Source organism: Kribbella sp. NPDC048915 (genome assembly GCF_040649595.1).
Taxonomy (GTDB): domain Bacteria; phylum Actinomycetota; class Actinomycetes; order Propionibacteriales; family Kribbellaceae; genus Kribbella.
Genome location: NZ_JBEZFT010000031.1, coordinates 40,421 through 57,727, shown reverse-complemented (window position 1 = coordinate 57,727; position 17,307 = coordinate 40,421). Strand labels below are relative to the sequence as shown.

At 68.2% G+C, this 17,307-nt stretch carries 19 protein-coding genes and 1 riboswitch; of the genes, 7 read left to right on the top strand and 12 right to left on the bottom strand.

Annotated features, from left to right (window positions below; all coding sequences use genetic code 11):
• Together AB0B82_RS18120 and AB0B82_RS18115 are read right to left on the bottom strand one after the other, a co-directional pair.
• Window positions 1–525: a hypothetical protein gene (locus AB0B82_RS18120; RefSeq protein ID WP_360169140.1), complete on the bottom strand. Its 525-nt coding sequence runs from the start codon at window positions 523–525 to the stop codon at window positions 1–3.
• A gap of 115 nt (window positions 526–640) precedes the next feature.
• The gene (locus tag AB0B82_RS18115; RefSeq protein WP_360169137.1) at window positions 641–1,405 is read right to left on the bottom strand and encodes a lysophospholipid acyltransferase family protein; all 765 of its coding nucleotides are present in this window, start codon (window positions 1,403–1,405) and stop codon (window positions 641–643) included.
• 39 nt (window positions 1,406–1,444) lie between these two features.
• Window positions 1,445–1,582: riboswitch (TPP riboswitch) on the top strand.
• Here AB0B82_RS18115 and thiC point away from each other — a divergent pair.
• The 3 genes from thiC (at window position 1,573) to AB0B82_RS18100 (ending at window position 4,486) form a co-directional block, all read left to right on the top strand.
• Window positions 1,573–3,195 carry a phosphomethylpyrimidine synthase ThiC gene (thiC, locus tag AB0B82_RS18110; protein WP_360169134.1) on the top strand — a complete coding sequence of 541 codons (1,623 nt, stop codon included), beginning with the start codon at window positions 1,573–1,575 and terminating at the stop codon, window positions 3,193–3,195. Its footprint overlaps the riboswitch before it by 10 nt.
• A gap of 140 nt (window positions 3,196–3,335) precedes the next feature.
• Window positions 3,336–3,935 carry a transposase gene (locus AB0B82_RS18105; RefSeq protein WP_360169131.1) on the top strand — a complete coding sequence of 200 codons (600 nt, stop codon included), beginning with the start codon at window positions 3,336–3,338 and terminating at the stop codon, window positions 3,933–3,935.
• Complete coding sequence (locus tag AB0B82_RS18100; protein ID WP_360169128.1) at window positions 3,932–4,486, top strand: hypothetical protein; 555 nt, start codon at window positions 3,932–3,934, stop codon at window positions 4,484–4,486. Before AB0B82_RS18105 ends, AB0B82_RS18100 begins: the two co-directional genes overlap by 4 nt.
• A 3-nt stretch (window positions 4,487–4,489) precedes the next feature.
• Here the strand turns inward: AB0B82_RS18100 and AB0B82_RS18095 are convergent, their stop codons facing one another.
• Both AB0B82_RS18095 and AB0B82_RS18090 read right to left on the bottom strand, forming a co-directional pair.
• Window positions 4,490–5,080, bottom strand: coding sequence for an RDD family protein (locus AB0B82_RS18095; protein ID WP_360169125.1), 591 nt, complete (start codon window positions 5,078–5,080; stop codon window positions 4,490–4,492).
• Between the two features lie 106 nt (window positions 5,081–5,186).
• The gene (locus AB0B82_RS18090) at window positions 5,187–5,906 is read right to left on the bottom strand and encodes an RDD family protein (protein WP_360169122.1); all 720 of its coding nucleotides are present in this window, start codon (window positions 5,904–5,906) and stop codon (window positions 5,187–5,189) included.
• Window positions 5,907–6,010: 104 nt separating this feature from the next.
• On the opposite strand from AB0B82_RS18090, the gene AB0B82_RS18085 reads away from it, so the two are divergent.
• Window positions 6,011–6,451 (top strand): DUF2752 domain-containing protein, encoded by a 441-nt coding sequence (locus AB0B82_RS18085; protein WP_360169119.1) that lies wholly within the window; start codon window positions 6,011–6,013, stop codon window positions 6,449–6,451.
• A 57-nt stretch (window positions 6,452–6,508) separates the two neighbouring features.
• Here AB0B82_RS18085 and AB0B82_RS18080 read toward each other — a convergent pair whose 3' ends face one another.
• Window positions 6,509–7,045, bottom strand: a complete 537-nt coding sequence (locus tag AB0B82_RS18080) for a DUF4190 domain-containing protein (protein WP_360169116.1) — start codon at window positions 7,043–7,045, stop codon at window positions 6,509–6,511.
• A gap of 104 nt (window positions 7,046–7,149) precedes the next feature.
• Here AB0B82_RS18080 and AB0B82_RS18075 point away from each other — a divergent pair, with 104 nt between their 5' ends.
• Window positions 7,150–7,707, top strand: coding sequence for a hypothetical protein (locus AB0B82_RS18075; RefSeq protein WP_360169113.1), 558 nt, complete (start codon window positions 7,150–7,152; stop codon window positions 7,705–7,707).
• A gap of 72 nt (window positions 7,708–7,779) precedes the next feature.
• Here AB0B82_RS18075 and pstB read toward each other — a convergent pair whose 3' ends face one another.
• From pstB to AB0B82_RS18040, 7 genes are all read right to left on the bottom strand, one after another.
• A complete protein-coding gene (pstB, locus tag AB0B82_RS18070) occupies window positions 7,780–8,556 on the bottom strand; it encodes a phosphate ABC transporter ATP-binding protein PstB (RefSeq protein ID WP_360169110.1) in 777 nt (258 codons plus the stop codon).
• Window positions 8,557–8,578: 22 nt separating this feature from the next.
• Window positions 8,579–9,499 (bottom strand): phosphate ABC transporter permease PstA, encoded by a 921-nt coding sequence (gene pstA / locus AB0B82_RS18065; RefSeq protein ID WP_360169107.1) that lies wholly within the window; start codon window positions 9,497–9,499, stop codon window positions 8,579–8,581.
• Window positions 9,496–10,554, bottom strand: a complete 1,059-nt coding sequence (gene pstC, locus AB0B82_RS18060; protein WP_360169104.1) for a phosphate ABC transporter permease subunit PstC — start codon at window positions 10,552–10,554, stop codon at window positions 9,496–9,498. The genes pstA and pstC overlap by 4 nt, the downstream gene beginning before the upstream one ends.
• A gap of 4 nt (window positions 10,555–10,558) precedes the next feature.
• Window positions 10,559–11,671, bottom strand: a complete 1,113-nt coding sequence (pstS, locus tag AB0B82_RS18055; RefSeq protein WP_360169101.1) for a phosphate ABC transporter substrate-binding protein PstS — start codon at window positions 11,669–11,671, stop codon at window positions 10,559–10,561.
• A 228-nt stretch (window positions 11,672–11,899) separates the two neighbouring features.
• Window positions 11,900–12,364, bottom strand: a complete 465-nt coding sequence (locus AB0B82_RS18050; RefSeq protein ID WP_360169194.1) for a bifunctional nuclease family protein — start codon at window positions 12,362–12,364, stop codon at window positions 11,900–11,902.
• Window positions 12,365–12,515: 151 nt separating this feature from the next.
• On the bottom strand, window positions 12,516–13,394 hold the full coding sequence (locus tag AB0B82_RS18045) for an NUDIX domain-containing protein (protein WP_360169098.1): 879 nt from the start codon (window positions 13,392–13,394) through the stop codon (window positions 12,516–12,518).
• Window positions 13,395–13,414: 20 nt separating this feature from the next.
• On the bottom strand, window positions 13,415–15,502 hold the full coding sequence (locus AB0B82_RS18040) for an RNA degradosome polyphosphate kinase (protein WP_360169191.1): 2,088 nt from the start codon (window positions 15,500–15,502) through the stop codon (window positions 13,415–13,417).
• Between the two features lie 177 nt (window positions 15,503–15,679).
• Between AB0B82_RS18040 and AB0B82_RS18035 the strand changes: the two genes are divergently transcribed.
• Both AB0B82_RS18035 and AB0B82_RS18030 read left to right on the top strand, forming a co-directional pair.
• Entirely contained in the window at window positions 15,680–16,738 is a 1,059-nt protein-coding gene (locus tag AB0B82_RS18035) for an alpha/beta hydrolase (RefSeq protein ID WP_360169095.1), read from the top strand.
• Window positions 16,739–16,803: 65 nt separating this feature from the next.
• The gene (locus AB0B82_RS18030) at window positions 16,804–17,223 is read left to right on the top strand and encodes a hypothetical protein (protein WP_360169092.1); all 420 of its coding nucleotides are present in this window, start codon (window positions 16,804–16,806) and stop codon (window positions 17,221–17,223) included.
• Window positions 17,224–17,307 lie beyond the last annotated feature (84 nt).

Here is a 17,307-nt window from a genome sequence, read left to right as displayed (position 1 = left end):
TCAGCGGTTCCAGCGGCGGACGGCCTTCGCCACATCCTTGGAGCGGATCGAGCCCAGGTTGTACTCCCAGGCAGCCAGCAGACGGTCACCGAGGACCTCCGCGTCCAGGTACGAGCGCGGCCGCACCGCGACCGCCCAGGTGGCGGCGGCCGCGTGGCCTTGTTGGTGCAGCAGGTGGTCGACGGTCGCCTCGATCCGTTCCACCCGGCCGTCGTCGAGGCCGTCCGTGGCCCATTCCTGCAGGATGCGCGGGTCGTCGGCCGTCATCCGGGCCAGATAGGTCAGCGGTCCGCGCCAGAAACCCTTCCGACCGATGCTGTCCAGCGTCTCGAGCGGGAACCACCCGTTCTGGTTCCGGCGCCCGTTGACCGCGGACTCGATTTCGCGGGCCCGGTCCTCCGGCAGCCCCCGGGTCGCCCAGTCGACGAAGAACGCGCCGGCATCCGGGATGTGCTCGGCCACGTGCGGGGCCGGTGTCAGCGCCCCCGGGTCGAACAGATGCAGCTCTTCCGGTGTATCGAACAAAACCTTCCCTGCCCGTTCGTGTCCACGGGCCGCCGGAGCGGACCCGTTGCACAGGGACCCCCCAGGTTCCTGCTTCGTCAACGAGTGCCTTAGTACCGTCCCCGCACCCTCAGGGTCAAGCCGTTCCGCCCGTCGACTTCCGCCGTTCGGCGCGCTGGACCATTTCCTCGCGGTCCAGTCGCTCGGCCGCGGCCGGGGTCGGCGCGCTGCCGCCGTACGCCGCCGGCAGCCACCACGCGCCGGCCGGTTGCTCCGGGTACCCGCGGATCGCCTCGTCGAGCATCCCGGCCATCGTGGACCGCAGTCGCGCCGTTGCCTCGGCCGGGTCGTCGTCGCGGGTCACCGTCAGCGGCGCGCCGATGCTGATCGAGATCGGCCGGTGCCGGGTGAAATCGCGCGGGTGGTCCTTGGTGAACATCCGCTGCGTGCCCCACAGGATCATCGGCAGCACCGGTACGCCGGCCTCCGCCGCCATCCGGACCGTGCCGGTCTTGAACTCCTTGAGCTCGAACGGCCGGCTGATCGTCGCCTCCGGGAACACGCCGACCAGTTCCCCGTCGGCCAGGTACCGGATCGCCTGCTGGTACGACGCGGCGCCGGCCTCCCGATCCACCGGGATGTGATGCATGCCGCGCATCAGCGGCCCGGAGACGCGGTTGCGGAACAGCACCTCCTTGGCCATGAACCGGGTCAACCGCTTCGCGGGCAGGGCGCCGTACCCGGCCAGGATGAAGTCCACGTAGCTGATGTGGTTGATCGCGATCAGCGCACCGCCGGTGCGCGGGACATGCTCGGTCCCGGTGCGGCGGATCTTGAGGTCCAGCACCGTGAAGGCGGTCTTCGCGAAGGCGATGACCGGCGGATAGACGAGGTCGCGCATCCCTAGACGTTACAGGTTCGTCTAGGGTGTCGGGTGACAACTGGAGATCGCGGGAGCTCGCGCCGAAGTGGGCTGAGAGGGCGGCTGGCCCAGTGCATCGACACTGGTTCGCCGGCGCCGCCGACCGCCGAACCTGTCCGGGTAATTCCGGCGTAGGGAGCAGCAACATGACGAATGTCAGTACGATCCGTCCGGCCGTCACCACGGGCCCGATCTCGGGCTCGGAGAAGATCTATCGCGGTGAGCTGCGGGTACCGGCACGCCGCGTGCAGCTGACCAACGGCGAGCACTTCGACCTCTACGACACGTCGGGTCCGTACACCGACGCGGCCGCGGAGATCGACGTCCAGGCCGGTCTGCCCGCGCTGCGGCGCGAGTGGATCGCCGGGCGGGAGCCGCGGACCCAGCTCGGGTACGCCCGGGCCGGCGTGATCACCGAGGAAATGAGGTACGTCGCCGAGCGGGAGGGACTCGATCCGGAGTTCGTCCGGGCCGAGGTGGCGCGCGGCCGGGCCGTGATCCCGGCGAACCGCAACCACCCGGAGAGCGAGCCGATGATCATCGGCAAGAAGTTCCTGGTGAAGGTGAACGCGAACATCGGCAACTCCGCCGTCACCAGCTCGATCGAGGAAGAGGTCGAGAAGCTCGTCTGGGCGACCCGCTGGGGCGCCGACACGGTGATGGACCTGTCCACCGGGAAGAACATCCACGAGACGCGGGAGTGGATCCTGCGGAACTCGCCGGTGCCGATCGGGACGGTACCGCTGTACCAGGCGCTGGAGAAGGTGAAGGGCGATCCGGCCGCGCTGTCGTGGGAGGTGTACCGCGACACCGTGATCGAGCAGTGCGAGCAGGGCGTGGACTACATGACCGTGCACGCGGGCGTCCTGCTGCGGTACGTACCGCTGACCGCGCGACGGGTCACCGGGATCGTCTCGCGCGGTGGGTCGATCATGGCCGCGTGGTGCCTGGCGCACCACCAGGAGTCCTTCCTGTACACGCATTTCGCCGAGCTGTGCGAGATCCTCCGCGAGTACGACGTGACGTTCTCACTGGGCGACGGCCTGCGGCCCGGATCCATTGCCGACGCCAACGACGAGGCGCAGTTCGCCGAGCTGCGGACCCTGGGCGAACTGACCAAGGTCGCCTGGGAACACGACGTCCAGGTGATGATCGAGGGTCCCGGCCACGTACCGATGCACAAGATCGCGGAGAACGTCCGGCTCGAGGAGGAGCTGTGCGGCGAGGCGCCGTTCTACACCTTGGGGCCGTTGGCAACCGATGTGGCACCGGCGTACGACCACATCACGTCCGCGATCGGCGCGGCCCAGATCGGCTGGCTGGGTACGGCGATGCTGTGCTACGTCACGCCGAAGGAACATCTCGGCCTGCCGGACCGCGACGACGTGAAGACGGGCGTGATCACGTACAAGATCGCCGCCCACGCCGCGGATCTGGCGAAGGGCCACCCGGGCGCGCAGGCCTGGGACGACGCGTTGTCGAAGGCACGGTTCGAGTTCCGCTGGGAGGACCAGTTCAACCTCTCGCTGGATCCGGACACGGCCCGGTCCTTCCATGACCAGACGCTGCCGGCCGAGCCCGCCAAGACCGCGCACTTCTGCTCGATGTGCGGGCCGAAGTTCTGCTCGATGCGGATCACCGCCGACATCCGCGCGTACGCCGAGGAGCGCGGCCTGACCTCCGCCGAGGCGATCGAAGCCGGCTTCACGGAGATGTCGGAGACCTTCAAGTCCGCCGACCAGAAGCTGTACCTGCCGATCACGGACTGAGTCCGTGTCCCGTCCGGCCCGGCGGAGCACTCCTCCGGGCCGGATACGGGGAGTGATCGGCTGAACCGCTTCAGGTTGTGGCCTTCACTGAGTGTGAATAAGACTGTAGCCTTAAGGCGTCCGGAAGGAGGTACAGGGCGATGGTCTTCGTTCTCACGGTAGATCAGCGGGGCAGCCGAAGCACGAGCGATCTCGTACCCGAGCTACTGAATTCCCTGAACCGCCGGCCGCGGCGGCCCGGGCTGCTGCGCAAGTTCGAGCGGACCGCCGGCGACGAGGTCCAGGGCGTGCTCTCCGAGCCGCGGCCGGTCGTCGACGTGATCGTCGAACTGCTGCGGTCCGACAGCTGGTACATCGGGCTCGGCGTCGGTACGGTCACCGAGCCGTTGCCGCGCAGCACCCGCGCCGGGAGCGGCGAGGCGTTCGTCTTCGCGCGGGAGGCGGTCACTCGGGCGAAGTTCAGCCCGCACCATCTGAACGTGATCGGTGCGGACAAGCGCAGCGCGGAGCAGGCCGAGACCGTGCTGTGGCTGATGGCGTCCGTACTGCGCCGCCGCAGCGAGCGCGGCTGGGCCGTGGCCGACCTGCTGGCCGAGGGACTGACGAGACGGGAGATCGGCGTGAAACTGGGGATCAGCCAGTCTGCGGTGACACAACGCGCGCAGGCCGCGGGAGTCACCGAAGAGCAGCGCGGACGGGTTCTGGCCGCGGAACTGCTCGCCGGGGGAGTTGCTGCGTGACGGCACTCGTCCTGTCACTGGCCGCCGTCGCACTGGTCCTCGCCGTGCTGGCCTGGATCCCGAAATCGGGCTCCACCCTCCAGATCGTCATCAGCGCCGCCATGCTGGCCTGTCTGGGCACCGTCGGCGTCCTGCTGCTCGTAGGAGACGGCGTGGCCGACTGGGCCGAGCGCTGGTGGAACGTGCTGCTCCTGGTGGCCGGAGCGCTGGCCGTGTCGGGTGGCGGGCCGCTGACGACCTCTGTGATGGCCCTGGCCGACAAGGGCAGCACACGCGCCCAGTCGACGCAGAAGGCCGGTGAGGTACTGCGTGGTGGCGCGCTGATCGGCGCCCTGGAGCGGATGGCGATCTACGCGGCCCTGGTGTCGGGCTGGCCGGAGGGGATCGCTGTGGTGCTGGCGATCAAGGGGCTGGCCAGGTATCCGGAACTCCGTAGTCCTGATCAGCCCGCCTCGGTCACTCCGCAGGCCGTCGCGGAGCGCTTCATCATCGGGACGTTCACCAGCGTGCTGTGGGCCGTGACATGTGCCGGCCTGCTGAAATCACGCTGACCATCACGCAGCAGCGCCGACGTCCTTCACGACGTACGTGTTGATCACCTTGTCGTGCCAGGTCTGGTGCTGCTCGTCCCACAGCGGCCACAGCACGTTCAGAAAGCAGGCGTTGTTGAATACGCCGGCGACGAAATCACGCAGGAACGCGCGTCCGGCGCCGATCGGCTGTGCGGTCTGCATGTCGACCAGGCGGATCTTGAGCACCGACTTGCCCACACTCTGCCCGGTGCGGCCCTGGCGGAACACGCGGTTCCACAGGCCCAGCGCGAGCGTGATCAGAAAACCGAGGACGAAGGCGAGGATCGCCCACGGCTCCGGTTCGTCGTCGGGGTACGTGTTGCCGGACCGCGAGAGGGCGTTCGCGATGAACACGGCGTACCCGATCATCGCCGGGATGCCGCTCACCAACGCGTCGACGAGCGAGGCGCCGACCCGCGCACCCCAGCTCGCCAGCGGCGCGAGTTGCCCGCCGTAGCCATAGCCGTAGCCGGGCGGCGGTGTGTAGATCGGCTGCCCGTACTGCGGCCCGTACTGCGGCCCGTGCTGCGGCCCGTACTGCGGCCCGTGGGGCCCGGAGGGAGGGGTAGTCACGAGGGATCCTTCCTGATTGCCTGGCCCGAGTATCGCGAACCTCGGGAACGCACCGAGCGCCGCGGCCGGATGCGGCCACGGCGCTCGGAGAACGACCAGGCCGCCGTCAGACCTTGACGACGTAGGTGTTGTTGATCTTGTCCGCGAAGGTCTGCTTCTTCGCGTCCCACAGCGGCCACAGGAAGCCGATGTAGCACGAGAGGAAGTCCAGGATGTGCGTGAGGTCGCGCACGATCGTCTTCCCGACGCCCAGCGGTTGGCCGGTGTCGGCGCCGACGAGCTTGATGTTGACGATCTTCTTGCCCCAGGTCTGGCCGGTCTTGGCCTGCTGGATCCACCGGTTGTAGACGAACAGGCCGATACTGACCAGCGACAGGATCAGCCCGATGATCAGCAGCGGGACGTTCTCGTCGTTCTGCGTCAGGGCGTTGCCGAGGCTGGCCGGGATGCCGCAGATGACACCGTCGATGAAGTAGCCCCCGACCCGGAGCGGCCAGGACGCCAGTTCGCCGCCCTGCGCGCCGTTCTGGCCGTACTGTTGCGGGTATCCCGGCTGCTGGCCGTACTGGCCTGGCTGCGGGTACCCCGGCTGCTGGCCGTACGCGCCAGGCTGCCCGTACCCCGGCTGCTGACCGTTACCGGGCTGGCCGTAGCCGGGCTGTTGACCGTAACCAGGCTGCTGACCGTATCCGGGCTGCTGCCCGTAACCAGGCTGCGGCTGGGCGCCGTACCCGGGCTGCTGCCCGTACTGCCCCGGCTGACCGGGCTGAACCGGCTGCTGGGGGTTCTGCGGGCCGTAACCCGGTGGTGGCGTCGGAGTGCTCACGACGATCCTTTCTTGCTGTGTCAATGAGGGGTTTGGTGCAGGCTAGTGGTCGGACGGATCAGGACGACCTGCGGATCCCACCTGGCGAGAGTTACCGTTGTCTCGTGTCGATCTCGCAGAGCGTCGTACTCCGCCCCACCGGTCCGGTCCAGCCGCTCGACCGTCGTGTCTGGGGGCTGACGGCCGTCGGCGTCGGCGGATTCGCTCTGGCCGGCGTGTACACGCTGTCCGGCGAGCGGATCGGTATCCCGTGCATCCTGCACGCCACGACTGGTCTGGACTGCCCGCTCTGCGGGTCGACCAGGATGGCAGCGGCCATGCTGCACGGCGACTTGGCCGCGGCGTGGCACTTCAACCCCGTGATCTTCGTTCTCGGGCCGCTGGTCGGCGTTGCCGTCGGCTACCAAGTGGTTGCCTGGGCCCTCGAGTCCTTGCGGCTGGTCAAGCTGCCGCGGCTGCAGCTGAGCTCGCGGACGGCGGATCGGTTACTGAACGCGGTGATCGTGTTGCTGGTGGTCTTCGGCGTCCTGCGAAACCTCGTCTGAGGCGTCGGTAGACCGGAGCAGGTGGCCGGGCGGTGCGGTCACCGCCCGGCCGGCCCGCTACTGTCCAGGCCGGTAGAGCCCGGTGGTGTAGGAGATGATGCCCAGCACCAGGAAGGCGATACCGCCAATCCAGGCGACCTTCGCCAGCGTGTCGGGCTGGTTCTGCTCGCGGTACTTGCTCTGCGCAATCAGTCCGAGGACGATCGCTGCCGGAGAGCAGCAGAACCAGCAGACGATGCCGATGATCGACAGCACCTTCGGAGTGTTGCTGGGCGGCGCGGCAGGAATCCCGCCGTACTGGCCATAGGCTCCCGGCTGCTGGCCATAGCCCCCGGGCTGCTGCCCGTACGCGCCCGGCTGCTGACCGTACCCGGGCTGCTGACCGTACTGGCCGGGCTGGCCGGGGTATTCGCCCGGCTGCTGGCCGTACCCGGGCTGGCCGGGCTGTTGTCCGGGTTGCTGGCCCGGCTGCTGGCCGTACCCCGGTTGCTGACCGTACCCCGGCTGCTGACCGTAGCCGCCGGACTGGCCAGGCGTGCCCTGCGGCCCGTCTTGGTTGTTCTGGTCGTCGCCGGGTGGCGTTGGTGTGCTCACCGTGGTTCCCTTCGCAGAAGGTTGCGGAATCAGCGCAGACTATCTTTTCCACAGGTTCGTGGTCTTGCTCCCACTCCGGTCCTGGAACCCTTAGGGTGCTGGCTGTGACCGAGACCCCTCCCACGCCCGCGCCCGACCCCTACGGCCCGGGTGCCGATTCCGCGCGCAATCTGCCGACCCCACAGGTGCCGCCCGGCGGTCCTCAGGGCCAGCCTGGACAGTACGCGCCGCCGCCCGCCGCGTTCCCGCCGCCCGTGGGCGGGAATTTCCAGCAGTACCCGCCGACCCAGCCCGGTGCCGCGCAGGCGCTGCCGGCCGGACCGGTCCTGGTGACGATCGGCGACATCTCCGTCGAGCAGCACCGGATCGTCACGCCGGCGGGTGTGCTGCCGACGAGCGGGGCGAACTGGTCGGCGATGGACATGTCCCGGACCGAGGAGAAGATCCCGTCGTGGGCGATCGTGCTCGGGATCATCTTCTTCCTGGCATGCCTGCTCGGTCTGTTGTTCCTGCTGGTCAAGGAGCGCAAGACCACCGGCTTCGTCCAGGTGACCGTGCAGAACGGCAACCGATCGCACAACACCAACATCGGCGTCAGCTCGCCGGATCAGGTGGGCGATGTGCTTGCCCGGGTCAACTTCGCCCGGACGCTCTGCGTATAGAGGCTTTTCGGCCGCCGCGGTGCTGCGGCGGCCGTGGCTGCCGTGGCTGCCGTGGCCGCACGGCCTGGTCGATCAGCCGAAACGGCCGGTGATGTAGTCCTCGGTGGCCTGCTCCGAAGGGTTCGAGAAGATCTGCTTGGTCGGCGCCATCTCGATCAGCCGTCCGGGCTTGCCGGTCGCGGCCAGGTTGAAGAACGCGGTCTGGTCCGAGACCCGCGCCGCCTGCTGCATGTTGTGCGTGACGATCACGACCGTGAAGCGATCCTTGAGTTTCTCGATCAGATCCTCGATCGCCAGCGTCGAGATCGGGTCCAGGGCGGAGCACGGCTCGTCCATCAGGATCACCTCGGGCTCGACCGCGATCGCCCGTGCGATACACAGTCGTTGCTGCTGGCCACCGGACAGGCCGGCGCCGGGCTTGTCCAGCCGGTCCTTCACCTCGTTCCACAGGTTGGCACTCCGCAGTGACTGCTCGACGACATCGGTCAGCTTCTTGCGGTCCTTGACGCCGTTCAGTTTCAGGCCGGACGCGACGTTGTCGAAGATCGACATGGTCGGGAACGGGTTCGGCCGCTGGAACACCATGCCGACCACTCGGCGGACCGCCACCGGGTCGACGCCGGACCCGTACAGGTCCTGCTGGTCCAGCATCACCTTGCCCTCGACCCGGGCGCCGGGGATCACCTCGTGCATCCGGTTCAACGTCCGCAGGAACGTCGACTTGCCGCACCCGGACGGCCCGATGAACGCGGTCACCGACCGCGGCTCGATCGTCATCGACACGTCCTCGACCGCCTTGAAGCTGCCGTAGTAGACGTTGAGGCCGCTGACCTCGATGCGCTTCGCCATATCGACTCAGAACCTCTCGTGACTATTTCGACCTGACAGCGCTGAACCGGGCGATCACCCGGGCCAGCAGGTTGAGAGCAAGGACCAGCAGGATCAGCGTGAGCGCAGCAGCCCAGACGCGATCGGCGGCGTTCGGCAACGCCAGTTCGGTCCGGTCCTGGTTGATCATCGTCGGCAGCGCCGCCATGAACCCGTCGAACGGGTTCAGGTTGATGCTCTTGGAGTAGCCGACCAGGATCAGCAGCGGTGCGGTCTCACCCATCACCCGGGCCAGACCGAGCATCACGCCGGTGACGATGCCGCCGAACGCGGTCGGCACGACCACCTTCAGGATCGTCTTCCACTTCGGTACGCCGAGCGCGTACGACGCCTCGCGCAGCTCGTCCGGGACGAGTTTCAGCATCTCCTCGGTGGAACGCAGTACAACCGGAAGCATCAGCAGCACCAACGACAGCGACACCGCGAAACCCACGCGATTGAAGCCGAAAACGGTGATCCAGACCGCGTACACGAACAACGCCGCGACGATCGACGGAACCCCGGTGAGGATGTCGATCATGAAGCTGACCACCCGTGCGGCACGGGTCCCCTTGCCGTACTCGACCAGATAGACCGCGCCGAGGACGGCGATCGGTACCGCGATCACCGCGGTGATCAACGCCATGATCAGCGTGCCCATGATCGCGTGGTACGCGCCGCCGCCGGCCCGTCGTACCGTGATGCCGCGCTGCGACTCGGTCCACCAGTCCGCGGTCAGCAACAGATGGTAGCCCTTGCTGATCACGGTCGCGAGAATCCACAGCAGCGGGATCATCGCGACCGCGAAGGCGAGCGCGATCAACACGGTCGCCAGCGTGTTCTTGGCAGCGCGGACGCCGGACTTCCCGGTCAGGTCGAGGACCTTCCCGTCGTACGACGGTTTGTTCTCGGTGAGTGTGGTCATGCCGATGCTCCTTCGGCGGCTCCGGCGCGGCGGTTGCGGCGCGGGCGTTTCGCCCCGGGGGCGCTGCGGTCGACGATGATCCGGGCCGCGGAGTTCACCAGGAACGTGACCACGAACAGCACCAGACCGGCCGCGATGTACGCGCCGGTCTTCTCCGGTGAGTCGAACTCTGCCGCGTTGTTGGCGATCTTCGACGCGAACGTCTCGCCGCCGGCGAAGATCGACGGGTTCCACGGATCGTTGCCGTTGGGAACCGACAAGATGATCAGGACGGCAACGGTCTCACCGAGTGCCCGGCCGAGGCCGAGCATCGACGCGCTGACCACACCGGACCGTCCGTACGGCAGCACGGCCAGCCGGATCATCTCCCAGCGCGTCGCGCCGAGTGCCAGCGCACCCTCGCGGTGCGCGATCGGTGTCTGCGCGAAGATCTCCCGGCTGATCGCGGTGACCACCGGCAGGATCATGATCGCCAGCACCACCGACGCGGTGAAGACCACGCCGACGTTGTCGCCCGGCGGCTTCGCGAACAGCGGGATCCACCCGAGTCCCGCGGACAGTCCGTCGATGACCGGACGCAGTACCTGGGCGAAGAACAAGATGCCCCACAGGCCGTAGACGATCGACGGTACGGCGGCCAGCAGGTCGACCGCGTGCGCGACCGGCGCGGCCAGCCGGCGCGGGGCGTAGTACGTGACGAACAACGCGACGCCGATCGCGATCGGGACCGCGATCAGCATCGCGATGATCGAGCTGACCACCGTGGTGTAGAAGAGCGCGGCGATGCCGAAGCGCGGTTCGTCGCCGCCCGGTTCCCAGATCCGCGAGAACAGAAAGTTGCTCTTGTCATCGATCAGCGCGGGAACTGCCAGCGCCAGCAGGAAGATGCCGACGAAGGCGACGATCAGCACCACCAGGCCGCCGGATCCGCGGGCGAGCCCGCCGAACAGCCGGTCGCCGAGGTGCCCCACCGGCCCGAGCGCGACCTCGCGCTCGGGCGGCGGCTGGCCCCCATCGGGTTCGGCGGACGGCGCCGTACCGTCTGGATTGGTCATCGGATCAGCTGATCGCCTGGATCGCGGCCTCGACCTTGGTCTGGATCTCGGCCGGCAGCGGCGCGTAGTTCAGCTCGGTCAGCGATGCCTGGCCCTCCTTGCTGACGAAGTAGCTCAGAAAGCTCTTCACCAGCGCGGTCTTCTCGGCCGGCAGGCCCTTGGTGCAGGCGATCTCGTAGGTGACCAGGATGATCGGGTAGGCACCCGGGGCCTTGGTCGCGTAGTCCAGCTTCAGAGCCAGGTCGGAGCCGGAACCGGCCGGCTGCGCAGCGGCCAGCGCCTTGCCGGCCGACTCGGCCGACAGTTCGACCGGGGTGCCCGAGCCGGTGTCGATCTGCGCGACGCCGAGCTTGTTGTCCACGGCGTACGACCACTCGACGTACGTGATCGAGTTCGTGGTGCTCTTCACACCTTCGGCGACACCGGCCGACTTCTCCTTGCCGGCGCCGGTGCCGGTCCACTTCTTGGCCGGCTCACCGGTCCACGCGCCACCGCCGGCAGCCTTCAGGTACTTGGTGAAGTTCTCCGTGGTGCCGGACTCGTCGGAGCGGAAGAACACCGAGATCGGTGCCGACGGCAACGTCACGCCCGGGTTCAGCGTCGCGATCGCCGGGTCGTTCCAGGTCTTGATCGTGCCCTGGAAGATCTTCGCGGCGGTCGCGCCGTCGAGGACCAGCTTGTCCACACCGTCGAGGTTGTAGGCGATCGCCACCGGACCGATCACCATCGGCAGGTCGATCGCCGGGTTGTTCTGGCAGCGCTTGGTGGCCGCGGCCAGCTCGTCCGGCTTCAGCGCCGAGTCCGAACCGGCGAAGTCGACCTGGTTCGCGGTGAACTGCTTGATGCCCGCGCCGGAACCGGTCGGGTTGTAGTTCACCGTGACATCGGCGCACTGCTCGTTGTACTTGCTGATGACTTCCTCGATGGCGTTCTTCTGCGCCGAGGACCCCTCGGCGTTCAACGTGCCCTGCGGGCAGTCGGCGGCGGCCGCGGACGTCGACGCGTCGGGACTCGACGAACCCGACGGTTCGGGGTCGCTGCCGCAGGCGCTCAGAGCGAGGACGCCGAGGGACGCCACGGCGACGGAGCCGGCGCGGAACAGGCGGTTGACGGACACGAGAGTGTTGCCCTTCTGCGGGAATCAGACTTCTGAACTTCCACAGAAGGTAGGGAGACCAGGTGACCGCCCGGCCCGTCGCCGGTGAACGACCGGTGAACGGTTCAGGTAGCCTGCGCGACACCCGGCATGCCGTCAGGCAGCCATCAGGTGAACTCCGTCACCAGTCGTCACGCTCCGTCGACAACGCCGGCCAGCCGGTAGCTCTCAGCGCACTGCTGGTGGGGGTCAGCTGGAGAAGTCTTCGGGGGCGACTTCGTCGAGGAATTGGCGGAAGCGTTCGAGTTCGGCTTGTTCGTCCTCGGGTGTCGCGACGCCGGCCTCGCGCAGGACCTCCTCGGCGCAGCGGATCGGCGTACCGAGGCGGACCGCGAGGGCGACCGAGTCGCTCGGCCGGGCGGACACGCGGGCGCCGTTCTCCAGCACGAGCTCGGCGTAGAACACGGCGTCCCGCAGCTCGACGATCTCCACCGCCTCGATGCTCACACCGAACGCCTCGATCAGGTCCCGCATCAGGTCGTGCGTGAGCGGGCGGGACGGACGCAGGCCCTGCTCCTCGTAGGCGATCGCGGTCGCCTCGACCGAACCGATCGAGATCGGCAGGTAGCGGTAGCCCTCGGTTTCCCGCAGCATCATCACCGGGGCCCGGTTGGGTGATTCCATCCGGATCCCGATCAGTGTCAGTTCTCGCATCATCGTCATGGTGCGCCCCGAACCTCTCCTCAGAGCGGCACCCGGTGGGGCGCCGGTTCCTCGGGTAGGAACATACCCGTCACCTCCAGTGTCACCCGAGCGGCCCGTCGGCTGTGCCTCGATCGTCACCGAGCCGTGTCGCACCGGTTGCTCACGGGGAGTGGAAGCGTTCCTGAACGATCCGCCCGTCGGCCAGCCGGTGCGCGACCAGCAGCGCGCCGGTGGCGAACTTCCCGACCTTCAGCCCGAGTTCCCTGGTCAGCGCGGGCAGCACCGGCCGGTGCGAACAGATGACGGTCACCCGACCCGGTTTCCACACCCGCTCGGCCAGGCCGCGTATCCCGTCTGGGTCGGCTTCGTAGCCGCGCTCGGAGATCTCCGGCCACAGATGGATGTGGCGGTCGATGAGTGCGCCGTACGGCGTGACCGTCGCCACGCACCGTTCCGCGTCGCTGCTGATGAGCCGATCGACCCCAAGTGCCTCCAGTACGCTGGCCAGCCGCTGCGCCACGTCCATACCTGAGCTGGACAGTGGGCGCAGGGTGTCCTTGCCGTCCCAGTCCTTCCGCTTCACTGCCTGGGCGTGCCGCAGTACGACGACTGTGGCGACAACGGGCAGAACGCGGTCCAGACGGTCCAAAATGTCCAGGTCGCGCGGGTAGCTGAGCTTCTCGCGCGCCTCGTCGACCGGGAACCAGGTGATGCCGTCGACCTCGTCGTTGGGTTCGAAGGCGGTCCCGTCGACGGGCTGGGCGGACCAGTAGTGGACCAGTTTCGGCGCGGTCCCGCCGTTCTTGCGGACCTCGTACCGCTGCACGCCGAGCGGTGGACCGAAGACGACCCGCAGCCCGGTCTCCTCCTCGATCTCACGGCGTGCGCACAGCAGCACGTGCTCATGGGGGTAGAGCTTGCCCTTGGGCAGCGACCAGTCGTCGTACCGTGGCCGGTGGACCAGCAACACCTGCCTGGTGCCGCGGCGCTCCCGCCACACGACACCCCCCGCGGCGATAACTGTCGCCGGGACGCTCATACCTTCACTGTAGGACGTGGTCAGCTGATTGCGTCGGATGCGCGGCGGCGGCCTCGCGTCGCGATCAGCCGGTCCTGCAGGTCGCGCAGCGGCTCACCGTCCGGGCCGCTCAGCATGGGCTGCCAGGTGTCGTCGGGCTGCAGCCACCACGAGCCGGTGGTGTCGTCCATCGCCAGGTCGAACAACTCACCCAGCTCGGCGATGTGGTCCGGCTGCTTCAGTTGCACGAGCACCTCGACTCGGCGGTCCAGGTTGCGGTGCATCAGGTCGGCCGACCCGATCCACACCTCCGGCTCACCGCCGTTCTCGAACAGGAACACCCGGCTGTGCTCGAGGAAGCGGCCCAGGATGCTGCGGACCTGGATGTTCTCCGAGAGACCCGGTACGCCGGGCCGCAGCGTGCAGATGCCCCGGATCCACAGCTCCACCGGTACGCCGGCCTGCGACGCCCGGTACAGCGCGTCGCACAGGGCCTCGTCGACCAGGCTGTTCACCTTGATCCGGATGCGCGCCGGGCGGCCCGCCAGGTGGTGCTGCACCTCGCGGCCGATCCGCTCGAGCAGCCCACGCCGTACCGACTGCGGAGCGACCAGAATCCGCCGGTAGCCGGCAGAGCGCCCGAAACCGGACAGGTGGTTGAACAGCAGTGCTACGTCCTCGGTGACCACCTTGTCGCTGGTCAGCAGGCCCAGGTCCTCGTAGATGCGTGCTGTCTTCGGGTGGTAGTTGCCGGTCCCGATGTGCGCGTAGCGGCGCAGTCCGTCGGGCTCGTCGCGTACGACCATCGACAGCTTGCAGTGCGTCTTCAGACCGATCACGCCGTACACCACATGGCAGCCGGCGTGCTCGAGCTGGCGGGCCCACTTGATGTTCGCCTGCTCGTCGAAGCGCGCCTGGATCTCTACCAGGACCAGCACCTGCTTGCCGGCCTCGGCAGCGTCGATCAGCGCGTCCACGATGGGGGAGTCGCCACTGGTCCGGTACAGCGTTTGTTTGATCGCCAGCACGTGCGGGTCCGCGGCGGCCTGCTCGATGAAGCGCTGCACCGACGTGGAGAACGAGTCGTACGGGTGGTGGACGAGGACGTCGCGCTGCTTGAGCGCGTGGAACATGTCCGCGGGGTTGGACGTCTCCACCTCCGCCAGGTGCGGATGCGTCGACGGGACGAAGCCCGGATACTTCAGCTCGGCACGGTCCAAACCGGCGATGGTGAACAACCCACGCAGGTCGAGCGGACCGGGCAGCTCGAACACCTCGGCCTCGGTGACGCCCAGCTCCGTCAGCAGCAGCGCCTTCACCTGCGGGTCGATCGACTCCTCGACCTCGAGCCGGACGGGCGGCCCGAACCGGCGGCGCAGCAGCTCCTTCTCGAGGGCGGCCAGCAGGTTCTCCGCGTCGTCCTCCTCGACCTCGAGGTCCTCGTTGCGGGTCACCCGGAAGGTGTGGTGCTGGATGACCTCCATCCCCGGAAACAGCTGGCCGAGGTGCGTCGCGATGACGTCCTCGAGCGGTACGAACCGACCATCGGCGACCATCACGAACCGCGGCAGCAGCGGTGGCACCTTCACCCGGGCGAAGTGCTCACCGCCGGTGTCGGGGTTCCGGACGACGACGGCGAGGTTCAGGCTCAGGCCGGAGATGTACGGGAAGGGGTGTGACGGGTCGACCGCGAGCGGTGTCAGGACCGGGAACACCCGCTCCCGGAAGAACCGGGTCATCTCCTCGCGCTCGCTGTGCTCCAGCTCGTCCCAGCGGAGGATGTCGATGCCCTCCTCGGTCAGCGCGGGCTGCACCGACTTCCGCCAGGTCTCCGCGTGCCGATCCATCAGCTCCCGGCTCCGCGCCAGGCTGCGGTCGAGGACCTCGCGGGGAAGCAGCCCGCTGGCCGCCTTGACCGCGACGCCGGCCGCGATCCGGCGCTTGAGACCCGCGATCCGGACCATGTAGAACTCGTCCAGGTTGTTCGCGAAGATCGCCAGGAACTTGGCCCGCTCGAGCAGCGGAATCCGCTCGTCCTCGGCCAGCTCCAGGACCCGCTGGTTGAACGCGAGCCAGCTCAGCTCCCGGTCCGAGAAACGGTCCACGGGGAGGTCGCCGGCCGCACTGATGTCGTACGGCGGCTCGACGTCGTACTCACGGTTGTGGGATGCCAGCAGGTCTCCAGCCACCCCTTCAGGATCCCATCCTTTGGTGAACAAGGGGTAGCCGTCCGCGCGTTGCCGATGTGACGTTTTCGGCCGCCTGTGAGCACTGTTTCGCAGCGGGACTTGCTAGCGTCACGCCTTGTGAACCTGCGACTGGATTCTGTACTGCGCGACGCGGTGACCGCTGCCCAAGCGAACTCCCTCACCCCGCTGTACGCACTGCCCGCCGGGGTCCGCCGACGCCTCGCCGGCGCCCCGATCCAGATCGACGGCAACACGCTGGACCCCGACGTACAGCTGCTGCTCCGCATCGACAACTTGTTGCCCGCTACAACCAAGACCGACGCCGCGACGGCCCGCACCCGCTTCCGGAACCTGTGCAAGCTCATCCCCGGTACGCCGGTCGACGTGCAGCGTGTCACCGAGCTGACTGTCCGTGGTGCCGACGGTCAACTCGGCTCCCGCCTGTACGTTCCGTCCCCGGACGCTCGCGCTCTGCTGGTGTTCTTCCACGGTGGCGGCTGGGTCGTGGGCGATCTGGGTACGCACGACGCGCTCTGCCGCGCGATCGCCGTCGACGCCGGCGTCCGCGTCCTGTCCGTCGACTACCGCCTCGCCCCGGAAGCGCCCGCGCCGACGGCCGCCGAGGACGCCATCGCCGCGTTCACCTGGGCCGTCGACCACGCCGCCGACCTCGGCGTCGACCCCCACCGCATCGCCGTCGGCGGCGACAGCGCCGGCGGCAACCTCGCCGCGGTCGTCGCCCAGCAGACCGTCCGCCGCGGCCTGCCCCAGCCGGCCCTGCAGGTCCTCCTCTACCCGGCCCTCGACCTCGTCGCCCGCCGCCCCAGCCGAGACCTCTTCGCCGAAGGCTTCATCCTCACCGAGGCCGACATCATCTGGTACCGCGACCTCTACACCCCCGACCCCACCCTCCGCCCCGACCCGATCGTCAGCCCCCTGCGCGCAGACGACCTCACCGGCCTCCCACCGACCTACCTCACCACCGCCGGCTTCGACCCCCTCCGCGACGAGGGCATCGAGTACGCCGATGCCCTCAGAGCAGCCGGCAACACCATTACCCACGCCCACCACCCCTCCCTCGTCCACGGCTACGCCAACCTCCTCACCGTCCCCGGCACCACCCGAGCCGCCCAAACCCACCTCACCACCCACCTCAAATCCACCCTCTGTGGATAACTCCAGCGGCGTCCTGCTGACCGCCGCTATCGTGATCGTCGAGTGAGCGACCTGATCGGAGTTCCATGGCATTCGACGTTGCGCGGTTCAACTCCGCCTTCGCGGCGGCGCGGCATCAGCAGGAGACCGACCAGGACTTCAATCTGGCCGCTGCGCAGCACAAGCTCCGCGACCTGATCGCCGACGAGCCGGACGGCGAGGACCGTGCCTGGGCGCTCCGCCTGATCGACAAACTCGCCGAGCCACGACCGGCACCACGCGAGTGGAGCCCGCTGTACTACGAAGCCGCCGCCATCCAAGCCGCGGCGTACCCGACCGAGGGGACCGACGAGCAGAAGGCCGCGGCCATCGCCGAAGCGCGCCGCAAAATCTGGGCGATCGCCGACCGCGCCCCTCACGACGAAGAACCCCACATCCGCGCGATGACCCGCCCCCTGGAACACATCGAGAACGAGCTCCGTGAACCGAGCTGGCCTCGAGACTGACGATGGACCTCGAGCGCCGTATCGACCCTGATTCGGCCATCTACCGCGAAGTCCAACGCCTCTACCGTGTCGCGGCCGCACTGC